Annotated in this window: 11 protein-coding genes; 3 read left to right on the plus strand and 8 right to left on the minus strand. The window is 67.1% G+C overall.

Going from position 1 to position 11532, the window contains the following annotated elements; all coding sequences use genetic code 11:
• Nucleotides 1-3 precede the first annotated feature (3 nt).
• Both nosZ and FHR70_RS19140 read right to left on the minus strand, forming a co-directional pair.
• Nucleotides 4-1953: a TAT-dependent nitrous-oxide reductase gene (gene nosZ / locus FHR70_RS19135; protein WP_183453159.1), complete on the minus strand. Its 1950-nt coding sequence runs from the start codon at nt 1951-1953 to the stop codon at nt 4-6.
• 14 nt (nt 1954-1967) lie between these two features.
• Nucleotides 1968-4289 (minus strand): 4Fe-4S binding protein, encoded by a 2322-nt coding sequence (locus tag FHR70_RS19140; protein WP_246408328.1) that lies wholly within the window; start codon nt 4287-4289, stop codon nt 1968-1970.
• Between the two features lie 331 nt (nt 4290-4620).
• Between FHR70_RS19140 and FHR70_RS19145 the strand changes: the two genes are divergently transcribed.
• On the plus strand, nt 4621-5502 hold the full coding sequence (locus tag FHR70_RS19145; protein ID WP_183453161.1) for a ferritin family protein: 882 nt from the start codon (nt 4621-4623) through the stop codon (nt 5500-5502).
• A gap of 9 nt (nt 5503-5511) precedes the next feature.
• On the opposite strand, the gene FHR70_RS19150 is transcribed toward FHR70_RS19145, so the two are convergent.
• The 5 genes from FHR70_RS19150 to FHR70_RS19170 form a co-directional block, all read right to left on the minus strand.
• A complete protein-coding gene (locus tag FHR70_RS19150) occupies nt 5512-7110 on the minus strand; it encodes a copper resistance protein CopC (RefSeq protein ID WP_183453163.1) in 1599 nt (532 codons plus the stop codon).
• Between the two features lie 40 nt (nt 7111-7150).
• Nucleotides 7151-7675, minus strand: coding sequence for a YcnI family copper-binding membrane protein (locus FHR70_RS19155; RefSeq protein ID WP_183453432.1), 525 nt, complete (start codon nt 7673-7675; stop codon nt 7151-7153).
• Nucleotides 7676-7723: 48 nt separating this feature from the next.
• The gene (locus FHR70_RS19160) at nt 7724-8119 is read right to left on the minus strand and encodes a hypothetical protein (RefSeq protein WP_183453165.1); all 396 of its coding nucleotides are present in this window, start codon (nt 8117-8119) and stop codon (nt 7724-7726) included.
• Between the two features lie 18 nt (nt 8120-8137).
• Nucleotides 8138-9226: a hypothetical protein gene (locus FHR70_RS19165; protein WP_183453168.1), complete on the minus strand. Its 1089-nt coding sequence runs from the start codon at nt 9224-9226 to the stop codon at nt 8138-8140.
• A 77-nt stretch (nt 9227-9303) separates the two neighbouring features.
• A complete protein-coding gene (locus FHR70_RS19170) occupies nt 9304-9645 on the minus strand; it encodes a metal-sulfur cluster assembly factor (RefSeq protein ID WP_183453170.1) in 342 nt (113 codons plus the stop codon).
• 177 nt (nt 9646-9822) lie between these two features.
• Between FHR70_RS19170 and FHR70_RS19175 the strand changes: the two genes are divergently transcribed.
• Nucleotides 9823-10047, plus strand: a complete 225-nt coding sequence (locus FHR70_RS19175; RefSeq protein WP_183453172.1) for a DUF1858 domain-containing protein — start codon at nt 9823-9825, stop codon at nt 10045-10047.
• Between the two features lie 37 nt (nt 10048-10084).
• Here the strand turns inward: FHR70_RS19175 and FHR70_RS19180 are convergent, their stop codons facing one another.
• Nucleotides 10085-10783 carry a Crp/Fnr family transcriptional regulator gene (locus FHR70_RS19180; protein ID WP_183453434.1) on the minus strand — a complete coding sequence of 233 codons (699 nt, stop codon included), beginning with the start codon at nt 10781-10783 and terminating at the stop codon, nt 10085-10087.
• 273 nt (nt 10784-11056) lie between these two features.
• On the opposite strand from FHR70_RS19180, the gene FHR70_RS19185 reads away from it, so the two are divergent.
• Nucleotides 11057-11512 (plus strand): pseudoazurin, encoded by a 456-nt coding sequence (locus tag FHR70_RS19185; protein WP_183453174.1) that lies wholly within the window; start codon nt 11057-11059, stop codon nt 11510-11512.
• Nucleotides 11513-11532 lie beyond the last annotated feature (20 nt).

Genomic DNA, 11532 nt, shown 5'->3' on the forward strand with positions numbered 1-11532 from the left:
GCGTCAGGTCGCCTGCGGCTCGACGAACATGCGGCCCTTCATCTCCATGTGCATCGCATGGCAGAACCAGGAGCAGAAGTACCAGTACACGCCGGGCCGGTCGGCCTTGAACGTGACCGAGGCCGTGGCCTGGGGCGCAACCTCCATGTTGATGCCGTAATTGACGATCGCGAAGCCGTGGGTCAGGTCCTCGACCTCGTCGACATTGGTCACGAACACTGTCACCTCGTCGCCCTGCTTCACCTGGAAGCTCTCCAGCCCGAACGCCGGTGCCGACGAGGTCATGTAGACCCGCACCTTGTTGCCGTCGCGAACCACCTGCGAATCCGTCTCCAAGGTGATGCCATCGGCCTTGGCCTGCTGCACTGCGTCGGCGAAGAACGGGTCGTCGCGCTTCCAGGTGTGCAACGGATTGATCTTCGAGCGATGGACAATCGTGGCGTCGTGCGGCTCGGCGAAGCTCGGACTGTCATGCACGAGCACCATGCGGTCGCCCGAGATGTCGATGAGCTGGTCGTTCTCGGGCTTGAGCGGGCCGACGTTGAGGTAGCGGTCCTTGGAGAACTTGTTCAGCGAGATCAGCCATTTGCCGTCGGCCTCCTTGGTCTGGCCCATGGAGGTGTGGTTGTGGCCCGGCTGGTAATGCACGTCGAGCTTCTGGATGACCGGATTGACCTTCTCGCCCTTGAACGCCCGAATCGCCATGTCGATGTTCCACTTCACCACCTGGCTGTCCAGGAACAGGGTCGTGTAGGCGTTGCCCTTGCCGTCATAGGCAGTGTGCAACGGACCGAGGCCGAGTTCCGGCTCCGCCACGATGACGTCGCGCGGCTGGATCCTATCGTCGAACAGGTCGTCGAGCTTGCGCACGTCGAACACCGAGACGGTGGGCGAGAGCTTGCCGTTGACCACGAAGTGGATGCCGTCCGGCGCGGTGTTGATGCCGTGCGGGCTGTTGGCGACCGGAACGTAGCGGGTATAGGGCGAGCCCTTGCGCCCGTCGAGGACCGGCACGCCGCCGATCATCTCGGCCTTGCCGGCCTTCACCGCCTCCTCGATGCGCTTGAGGTTGAAAATGACGACCCAGTCCTGCTCCTTGGCCATCATCTCGGCCAGCGTCACGCCCTCCTCCGAGTTGTAGCAGGTGGCGAAGGAGTACTTGCCCTGGTAGTCCGCGTCGGTGTTGTCAAGGTTGCCGTCGACCCTGATCTGCCAGGCGACCTTCATGGTGTCGCCGTCGACCGCCGTATAGATCGACGAGTACTGCTTCGGATCGTCCAGGATCTTGCCGTCGTTCGGGATCGGAACGCGGTCCTCGCCGTTGCAGAACACGTAGCCCGTGCGCGGGTACTTCTGCACGCGCAGGCCATGCACGGTGTGCTGGTTCGGGAGCTGAATGATCTTGTCGCACTTCATGACGTCAAGGCGGATGCGGGCGACGCGGGTGTTCAGCTTATCGTTCACGAAGAGGTAGCGCCCGTCGTATGTGCCGTCGGTGAACGACAGGTGCGGGTGGTGGAGGTCGCCGGCGGTATAGACCCCGCCCTTGTCCTTCAGGTACTCGACGCTCTGCGGCGTCAGGCCCTCGGTGAGGATCTTGCGGCTCTGGTCGGTCTGGCCCCAGCCGGTGGCGCTGTCGCGGTTGAAGACTGGGACGCGCATCAACTCGCGCATGGAGGGCAGGCCGACGATGCGGACCTCGCCTGTCTGGCCGCTGGAGAAGAACACGTAGTACTCGTCGAGTTCGCCCGGCTTGACCTCGTACTTGTTGGCGACGGCGGGCCGCGCGGCCGGAGCACCGGGGGCCGTCTGAGCCTCGGCGGGGGTGATCACGCCCGTGTCCTTCAGTGAAACTCCGCCCGCCACGCCTGCCGCTCCGGCCACCGCGACCGCAGCCGTGGTGCCGAGCATGTCGCGGCGACTCAGTCCATTCTTCTTCTCTTCGCTTGCCATGGGAGGCTCCTCTGTCATGAAGCGGTTGTCGGGAAGTCGGCCGTAGTCGGCTCGTCCGTGGGCGTGCCGACAGCCTTGCCCTTGTGGGTGATGATCGGTTTAGCAGGTCCCTTGCCGCCGTCCTTGTTCTGGCGCATGGACGGGGACGAAAGGGCTTCGCGCTTCTCGCGCTTGAGGCGGACCTGGATCATGTGCGGGCAGCGCTGGTCGTCGTGGTACAGCTCCTGGCAATGCATGCAGTAGATGCACTCGTTGACGTTGATCTGCCCCTCCGGATGGATCGACTGGACCGGGCATTCCTTGGCGCAGCGCTGGCAGGGCGAGCCGCACTCGGGCCAGCGCTTGAGCCACTCGAAGGTGCGGATCCGGCCCGGAATGGCAAGTGCGGCACCGAGTGGGCAGAGATAGCGGCAGAAGAAGCGTTCGATGAACAGGCCGGCCGCGAGCAGCGTCAGGGCATAGATGACGAAGGGCCAGTCGCGGACGAACTTCAGGATGATCGCGGTCTTGAACGGCTCGACCTCGGCGAAGACCTCGGCCAGGGCGACGGAGTAGAACGACAACCCGAACAAACCGAGGAAGATGATGTACTTGATCGGCCACAGGCGCTCGTGCAGGCCCCAAGGCACGGTAATCTGCGGCACCTTGAGCCACTGCGCGATGTTATTGGTGAGTTCCTGCAATGCGCCGAAGGGGCAGAGCCAGCCGCAGAAGGGACCGCGGCCCCAGAACAGAAGCCCGGCCGCGACCGCCGCCCAGAGGATGAAGATCAACGGCGCGGCGAGGAAGAACTCCCAGTTGAAGTTGGTGATCAGTGAGTTGGTGAAGGTCAGGACGTTAACGACCGAGAGCTGTGCGTTGGCGTACCAGCCGAGCCACACCAGCGTGAAGGTGAGATAGGCACGCCTCACCCAGACATAGACCTTCGGGCGCTTCACCAGGGCATCCTGGAAGAAGAAGATGGCGGTGAGGACGAGAAGGGCGAAGGCGGCGATGCCGATGGAAACGGTGTTGGTCTTCCAGATCTTGAGCCAGAGTGGCTCCTCAATCTCCCCGGCCGCGAGCGCGTCAGAATCATTCAGCGACGGCTCGGCAGGCGGTGCCGACTGCACAGGTGCATTGGGCTGACCTTGAACCTGGGCCTGCTGCGATGGCGGCGGGGCAGGCGTTGGTGCCGGCGCGGTGGGCTGCTCGATCCGGAGATACGGGTCAGGCAGCGTGTATTCGAGAGTGTAGGTCAGGAACGCCCGGTCACGGGCACCCACGTTGCGTTGAACGAGCAACTGAATCTGCCACGGCTCGGTGAGGTCGAGATCGAAGTCCTCGGGCACCACGAACAGGGCGATCTCGCGCAGGGCCGGGGCGCCCTCCGCGGCAAGATCGCCGAGACGGGTGTGGTTGCGGTCGCGGAAGCGGACTCCCTGGCCGTTCTGGAGCAGCTCGATGCGGTCGAAGATGCCGCCCCGGACATAGCCCGAGCCCTTGAACGAGTAGACGCCGTCACCGGCCACGACGATGGCCTGCTGGCCGGGCTTGAGCCGGGCCTTGAGCTGCTCGTAGGCGGCGTTCCCGAGCAGGCTGCGCCCGATCGTGGGCACGCTCACGGGGGCGACGTACATGTCGATGAAGGTGTCGTTCGGGTCGCCCGTTTCGGCGTTGTTGGCCGCCTCCTTGTTGCCCGCCTTGGCATAGGCCTCGTTGATCTCGCCGACGGTCAGCGACAGGCGGCGGACCGAGCCGTCGCCAAGGAGCGTCTGCCAATCGCGGACCTCGCTCCTCGAAAGGTCGACGGTCCTCGTGGGGGCGGGAGCAGGCGTGGCCGCTCCGGCGGCTTGCGCTCCGCCCGTCCCGAGACGGCCGCTGCGGATGAGGCGCACGGCGGAGCGCACGACGCTGTCGCCCATCACGAGCACCGTCACGGTGGCGCCGCTGACGATGTCAACCTGGGGCGGGCGCTCGGCGCCGCTCGAGATCGGCTTCATGTCACGCCCGATGAGGGTGTTCATGGCGTCGACGATGCGCCGCTCGGGGATGCCGATGAGGACGATGGGTTCCTTGTGGTCGACGAGCTTGATTCCGGTGATCACACCGTTCGGATCGATGCCGACCAGGAGATGGATCGGTTTGCCGGAGTAACCGGTGGCGCTCGTGATGTCGGAGTTGAGGTAGACGTAGCCGAGAAGGCGGTCGCCCTGGTGGACCGGGACGAGGGGCGGATCGCCCTGCGGCGCGCCGAACCGATCGGCGCCGGGGAAGAAGTCGGCCGGCTGGGCCTTCGGGAGGAACTCCTGCACCCGGCCTGCCGCCATGCCGGGAGACACCCAGAGGAGAAGCATCATGGCCCCGAGCAGGACCGCAATCCAAGAAAACGTAAAACGAGTATTCGCAAGATGTCGGGTGGGACCGGGCGAATGGGTTCTTGCCACCAGGGGACCGTCCAGAGTTGCGCTTGTGCTTCTGAACAGAAAAACGCTAACGGTCTCCAGCCGGAATTGGTTCCGATGGAAGGTCGCGATCTTTCCGGGGCTGTTGAAATCGATCTCGCGAGGCCCAGAACGATCATGTCATTCGGTGTTCGGGCGGGCATTGATCTGCGTCAAACTGGCCGAAGCGAGACTGCCCTGTCAACCCTTCATGCCGATTTCCTGCGTCGTGCGGAGAGTGCCAATGTCCCTTCTGAAATCCGAACCCGGCGGTTCCGTGAAGTCCCTGGAGGAACTGTTCGCGATCGCGGCGGCGATGGAGCAGGAGGCCGCGACCCGCTATGCCGAGATCGCCGCGCGCATGCGGCAGGAGGGCGATCCCGCACTGGCGGAGGTGTTCGAGCGCCTGTCGGCCGACGAGCAGGGCCACCTCGACAGCGTCGTGCATTGGTCGGAGCGAACGAAGGGCCAGGCGCCCGATTCCGCCCGGATCCGCTGGGAGGCTCCCGAGACCTTCGACGACGAAGGCGTCGCCACGGCTCACCCACGGCTTCTGAGCGCCTACCGCGCGCTCTCGATGGCGGTGCGCAACGAGGAGCGGGCCTTCGCCTTCTGGAGCTATGTCGCCGCCCATGCGGAGACCGACGAGGTCCGGCAGGCGGCGGAAGCCATGGCGCACGAGGAATTGGGACACGTGGCGACCCTCCGCCGCGAGCGGCGGAGCGCCTTCCATGCCGAACGCAGGCAGGTGAACGACGGGGCAGGGGACACGAATGGTGGCCCGGACGCCGCGGCCCTGGAGCGGCGGCTTGCGGACCTGCTCGAACCTCTCGCCGCCAAGGCCCCACCGCAGGAGCGCGCCCGTCTCCAAGGCTTCATCGAGGAGGCAAGGAGTCACGCGGACGAGCTTGGGCGGTCGCCCATCGCCATGGGGGCGTCAGGGCCTGCGAAGGGAACGTCCAGCGATCCGGTGGCCCTGGCCGAGCACCTCACCGACCGCTACCTCGAGGCCGGGGATGCCCTGCTCGACGAGAAGTCCCTGCATCAGGTCCAGGCCCTGGCCGGGCGCGCCATCGCCCGCTTGGCGTGGCTGAGGAACGACCTTCCGGAATTGCAGCGGCGCTAGCGGCGGGACTTAGGGGCGGACCGTGATGCTCCCTTCGAGGCTCGCCTTCTCGAAGTCGTCGACGAGGATGTCGACCTTGACCTGCCAGGCGCCGGCCTGCGGTAGGACAAGGCCGACGACCAGCCATCCCTGCCGGCCGTCCTGACGTGCCGGACGCGCGATGGCCTCGATCCCGGCCTCCGGCTTGGCCAGGACGAGGGTCACTTCCTTCGGGCTGACCGGCTCGGCGCGTCCGGAGGCGACGACGATCCGCGCCCGCGCGGCCCCGGCCCGCCCGGGCGACAGGGTGACCTGCGCCATGACCCGCGGCGAATGCAGGTGGACGCTGGCGGATGCGGCGGCCTCGGTAGCCGCTGCCAGCGCCCGCGGCGGCGGGGTGAGCCGCCACAGCCCGACCACCCCGAGGATGCAGGCGGACACGACGATCTCGGCGGCGACGGAGCGGACCAGCCACGTGCCGCCGGAGCCTCCCGGCACCGCCAGCGCAGGTGTCAGCCGCATGCGGTTCAGTGCCGCCAAACCGATCAGCATGATCACGAGGAGCATCTTGGCCATCAGGACCCGCCCGTACTCCGTCTCCGTCAGGTTCGCGGGCGCCTCGACCTGGATCACCGCCAGCACGAGCCCGGCCAGCGTCAGCAGGGCGACCGCGACGAGGGCGCCGGTGGAGAACCGGCGGACGACCGGAAGCGCGTTGGCGGGATCCTGCCGGACCGCGAAGGCGAGGGGGATCAGCGCCCCGACCCAGTAGGCGACGCCCACCGCATGGAGGAACACGGCCGGGCGCGTGAGCCATTGCGGGGCGGCGGCGCTGGCATGGCCGCTCCAGGCCAGCGACAGGCCGACCCCGGCCATGGCGGCAAGGCTGCATCCCCGCCGCCAACCCGTGGGTCCGTACAGGCCTGTTCCGGCGAGGAGGAGAGCGGCAGCCCCGATCGCGGCCGTCGGTCCGAACGCGGTCCGCCACCCGGCCACCCACACTGCGGCGGTGCCGAGGGACGCGGGCGTCTCTCCGAGGGCATCGATGCCCTGGAGGCCCAGCGACGTCGCGGCCGCCAGGACGCCGAAGGCGACAAAGCCGATCAGGACGCGCTTGGTCCGGCCTGCCTCGAGGCCGGGCGCGGGCCAGGCCAGGAAGAACGCGCCTCCCACGCCCGCGAACAGCCCAAGGTAAAGGGCAACGCGCGCCAGCCAGAGACCACGGCGGACTGCGTCGTTTCCCCCGAGGGGAGGCTTGGTGCCGGGTCCCGTTGCGGCGCCGACCGCGAACACGATGGACCCGCCGATCGGATGGCCGTCGCCCGACGCGACGCGGTAGCTCAGGACATGGCTGCCGCGGGGAAGGTCCCCTGGCATGGCCACCTCCAGCACCTCGTTGCGTGCGGCAACGTGAAGGCCGCGATGCACCTGACCTCGGGCATCGGTCAGGCTGACGACGATGGGCGAGACGGGCTCGTTGAAGTGCAGGCGGACGGTGGACGGAACGTCCTCCACGACGGCACCGTCTGCGGGATGGGACTCGACCAGCGCCGCGTGGGCGAGGGCGGCATCGCTGCCCCACAGCCCTGCGAGCGCCAGCCAGAGCATGATGAGAATGGCCCGGAGCATGGCGGTACGCGGAGCCGCGTGACGGCTCCCCGCTCCCTTGTCAGTGGGTGGCCTTGGCCGGCAGGAGCTTCAGCCCCGGTGCCGGATACTGGTAGTCGTCGGCGCTCTTGCCCTCGGCCGGAATCTCGATCCAGCGGTCGGCCTTGCCTCCGCTGCATTCCTGCACGACGGGGATGTAGAGCATGGTGTCGGGCTTGAGGCTGTCCGTCAGATAGGCACGGAAGACGAACTCGTCGTAGTGCTCGTCGAGCAGCTTGCCCGTCCAGACGATCTCGCGCACGCCCTCTGACATCGCGGTGCCGTAGTAGTCGGACGCCTTCGCGTAGGGTGCCTTGACGGTCTCCATCTCCCAGCCCGGCTTGGGCATCGGCTTGACGTTGATGACGCCCTCGGGAATGCGCACGCGCAGCTTCAGGGTCGGGGCTCCCTCGCAGCCGTGGCCGACGCGCAGCACCGCCTTGTAGGTCGAGGCGATGGGGGCCTGCTGCGTTTCGAGGGTGGTATGGGCCTGTACGGGTACGGCAAGCGAAAGGAGGGCGGCAGCAAGCGCCCCGCGGGCAAGCATCGTGATCATGGTTCTGTCCTGCGTTCGGGATCGGTCGGGTGTTGACGATCAAGCCAACGCAGGTGGCGCACGGGCACCGACAGGATAGGACGTGAGGGATCGCGCCGCCCCGGACGGGGACCGGTCCTCGAAGTCAGGAACGGATGGGATGGCGTACGGCGGGATCGGGAGACTGGCCGCAGGCGGCGCAGGCATGCCGTTGACATGGCTCAGGATGCAGCACGGCTTCGCATGGCCGGCCGTCGTCCCGGGCCTGTCGTGATGCGATCCGTTCGCGTCGCCGGAATAATGCACGTGCCGCGCGAAGTCGGCCCCTCCGAACGCCGGAAGTGACGGTGGTTGCGTCGCGAGGGCCATGAGGCCGACGTGCAGGATCAGGGACAGGGCCGCGACCAGCGCGGTCGCCTGCCTGCACCAGCTCCTCACGTTCCGCCGACGGTCCATCGCCTTGAACCTAGGTTCCTATGCCGCGGGATCAACGCTCGGCACTTCCGAGCGGCCTTGGCGGCGGGAAGGCTCCCCGTCACGGCGGCGGGCCATGACCAGAGCGCCGACGAACGTCACGAGGGCGACGACCGTAAGGATGCCGCTTCCCTGGCGTACCGCTTCCCATCCGGCCAGTCCGCCGCCGACGCGCAGCGCAACGGAGAGGTGCAGCAGCATGAGTGGCAGGTAGAGGAGGGGTGCGTAGCGAAGCCCGACGCGCGCAACCGCAGGCAGGATGATGAGCGCGTGCCCGAACACCATCGAGAGCACGAACCCGATCAGCACCGCATGGAGCGCGACGTCGTATCCGAAGCTGCTCTCGCCGGGAGGGAAACCGATCAGCGAGACACCCGCAAAACCCATCCAGGCGTAACCCGCGAGCATGCAGGCCGCCATGAAGCGGGGTTGCCCGGTCCTGCGGACGTTCCGTAGGGCGATGTCGTGCCGCAGCAGCCACAGGGTGGTGACGATGAGGGCGATGCCGAACAGGATCGCGCCGTTCTCGGTCATGAGTTTATTCTGGGCGCCGACGACGAGCAGTCCGACGGCGAACAGGAACAAGGCCTCGCTGCCGCGGCGCTGCGGCATGAGGCGGCTGAGCTCCAGGCGCTCGCCCGCGATGGTCAGGACCAGGAAGGCGAGCCACCAGCCCACCAGGTCGGGCACGGGCTGCCCCGTCAGCCAAAGGATGTTCCCGGCAAGCCAGGCGAGCGCACCGAACAGGAGCGCACCGGTGAACACCGCAGGCTGCTGGATCGTGATCAGCAGGGATCCGCCCGCAAGCACCGCCGCCGCGATCGTGTAGGCGCCTGCGCCCACGGCCTCCGGCACTCCGGCCAGCAGGGCCAGCGTCCCGAGGCCGGAGAACGCGGGAGCGGCGTAGCTCCAGCCACGATCGAGCGCGACGGCGCGCTCGAGGCCAATCAGCGTTCCGAACAGCCCTGAGATCATCAGCGGCCCGTGCAGGGCTGCAAGGGAGGAGCCGTGCGGCAAGTCCCAGCCCAGCCGTGCCAGCGCGCCCCATAGGCCGCCCAGCAGGGCAAGGATGCCGAAGGAAAGGAGCATGGCTCTCATCCCCGTCCGTGAACCCAACGGCGAGGGGACAATGGGAGAGGGGGCTGACGCAGCAGTCGGGGTGCTCATCAGGCTTTCTCCCGAGGGCAATGGCCCAGAAGCTCGAGTCCCCTGTCCGTGATGCGATCCGGGTTCCAGGGCGGGCTCCACACCAAGCTCACGGTGACCTGCGGCACGTCCTGGAACCGGCGCGAGAGGCGTTCGCGCGCGTCCTCCACGATCATCTCGCCGAGCGGGCAGGCCCTTGTTGTCAGGGTGAGCGCTACCTCGATGCCGTCGTCGCCGCGCACTGCCCGGTAGACGAGGCCAAGGTCGACCACGCTGAGGCCGACCTCCGGATCCATCACCTCCAGAAGGCAGTCGAGGATGTCGGGATCAAGCGCTTGGTTCTTCGTCGAATGTCCGGTCATGGCTTTCCCTCCGTCGCTGGTCCTGACCTTCGCCCGTCGGACGATGCCGCTCCTTGCCCTGGCGCAAGCACCGCAGCGAAATCCGGCATCGCCCGACAGCATCGTTGCGCCGGGACAAGGACCGATGCGGGGAGGCGGCTTAGACCTGATGTCCGATCGTTACCGCCGGAGGCTCACATGACCATCGCATCCACCCACCTCGTCGACGACGTCATGCGGCGATGGCCCGCGACCATCCGCGTGTTCCTGGATCACCGGATGCGCTGCGTCGGGTGTCCCATCGCCTGCTTCCACACCGTCGACGACGCCTGCGACGAGCACAGGGTCGATCGTGCGGCCTTCCTGGCCGAACTCAGGGCGACTGCCGCCTCCGATGACATCGCAGGTCCGGCGCGGCCGTGATGGGACCAGTCAAGGCAGTTCGGCGGTCGCCGCTCCGTCAGTCAGGCAAGCCTTCGGCGAGCAGGAACAGCTTGTGCGGCTCCCGGATCACGATCCGCTGACGGCCGCCCGCGACGAGGCCCTGGCTCTCCCAGGCGCTCAGGACGCGGCTCACGGTGGGCATCGTGGCGCCCGTCATCTCGGCGATGTCCTGGCGCGTGATGGGGAAGTCGATCTCCACTCCGGCCTCGACCTTGCGCCCGGACTGCCGCACGAGCCGGAGTACGGCATGGGCAATGCGGCGCTCGACCTGCTCGGTCGACATCTCCACCACACGGGTATGGGCGTCCTGGAGCCGGCTGCCCACGGTCTGGAGCGTGTTGACCGCCAGTCCCGGATGGGTCGCCACGAGGCGGGGCCATGCGGCGGAGGGCCAGACCAGGGCGATGCTGTCCACCACCGCCTGCGCCGTCGCCGGGTAGGTCGTGCGGCCGATCGCCATGGCGACGCCGAACACCTCGCCGGGCGAGACGAAGCGGACCACGACCTGCTGCCCGTCGGGCGTGAGCTTGAACACCCTGAGATGGCCGTGCAGCAGGATGAAGAAGGAATGGGCATCCCCGTCCTGCTGGAACACGTTCGTTCCCTTCGGGTAGCGCACCGACTGCGCCTCCTGGAGCAACTGGTCGACCTGCTCCGGCGCAAGGCCGGCGAACATCGGAAGGTCCGCCACGAGGGATTGATCGACGCCGGCCATCCACCTGCCTTTCATTGAAACGGTCCGCGCCGGGACAACGGACGAGCGCCAGGTTCCGTTCGAACGGGCCAACCGTCTGCCGAGGGGATCGACGGGATGCCTGTACCTGCCTGTTTGCCGTGGCGCAACCAAGTCCCTTGTCTCTCATCGGGTTCTAGGCAAATGCGCCAACTCATTGCGCAAGCGCAAGTACGGTCGGATCGGCGGGGCGTATCACCCTCTCAAGAGCTTCGGACAGAGGCTCAGGGTTTCGCATAGCAACAGGAGACAATCATGCGGAAGATCATCGTACTCGGCGCTCTCGTGGCGGCCTTCGGCTTCGCAGGTGCGGCCAGCGCCGCCGAGGTCGAGGTGAAGATGCTCAACAAGGGCACCGAAGGCGTCATGGTGTTCGAACCCGCGCTGGTGAAGATCAATCCGGGCGATACCGTGAAGTTCGTGGCCTCGGACAAGGGCCACAACGTCGAGACCGTCGACGGCATGCTGCCGGAAGGTGGGCAGAAGTTCGTCGGCAAGGTCAACGAGGAACTCGCCATCACCTTCGACAAGCCCGGCGTGTACGGCTACAAGTGCAAGCCTCACTACGGCATGGGCATGGTGGGCATGATCGTGGTGGGTGAGCCGACGAACGCGGACCAGGCGAAGGCCGCCACGCATCCCGGCAAGGCCAAGCAGGCCTTCACCAACCTGTTCGACAAGCTCGCGGCGACCCAGACCGCCGCGAAGTAACACTCACGTATGACCCATGG

The organism is Microvirga lupini (genome assembly GCF_014191055.1).
GTDB classification, from domain to species: domain Bacteria; phylum Pseudomonadota; class Alphaproteobacteria; order Rhizobiales; family Beijerinckiaceae; genus Microvirga; species Microvirga lupini_A.

Excerpts from the sequence above, each read along its gene's own strand:
- FHR70_RS19185 (WP_183453174.1), top strand. The coding sequence starts at position 11,057 with ATGCGGAAGATCATCGTACTCGGCGCTCTCGTGGCGGCCTTCGGCTTC.
- FHR70_RS19175 (WP_183453172.1), top strand. The coding sequence starts at position 9,823 with ATGACCATCGCATCCACCCACCTCGTCGACGACGTCATGCGGCGATGG.
- FHR70_RS19140 (WP_246408328.1), bottom strand. The coding sequence starts at position 4,289 with ATGCTTCTCCTCTGGGTGTCTCCCGGCATGGCGGCAGGCCGGGTGCAG.
- FHR70_RS19160 (WP_183453165.1), bottom strand. The coding sequence starts at position 8,119 with ATGGACCGTCGGCGGAACGTGAGGAGCTGGTGCAGGCAGGCGACCGCG.
- FHR70_RS19145 (WP_183453161.1), top strand. The coding sequence starts at position 4,621 with ATGTCCCTTCTGAAATCCGAACCCGGCGGTTCCGTGAAGTCCCTGGAG.
- FHR70_RS19165 (WP_183453168.1), bottom strand. The coding sequence starts at position 9,226 with ATGCTCCTTTCCTTCGGCATCCTTGCCCTGCTGGGCGGCCTATGGGGC.
- FHR70_RS19155 (WP_183453432.1), bottom strand. The coding sequence starts at position 7,675 with ATGCTTGCCCGCGGGGCGCTTGCTGCCGCCCTCCTTTCGCTTGCCGTA.
- FHR70_RS19170 (WP_183453170.1), bottom strand. The coding sequence starts at position 9,645 with ATGACCGGACATTCGACGAAGAACCAAGCGCTTGATCCCGACATCCTC.
- FHR70_RS19150 (WP_183453163.1), bottom strand. The coding sequence starts at position 7,110 with ATGCTCCGGGCCATTCTCATCATGCTCTGGCTGGCGCTCGCAGGGCTG.
- nosZ (WP_183453159.1), bottom strand. The coding sequence starts at position 1,953 with ATGGCAAGCGAAGAGAAGAAGAATGGACTGAGTCGCCGCGACATGCTC.
- FHR70_RS19180 (WP_183453434.1), bottom strand. The coding sequence starts at position 10,783 with ATGGCCGGCGTCGATCAATCCCTCGTGGCGGACCTTCCGATGTTCGCC.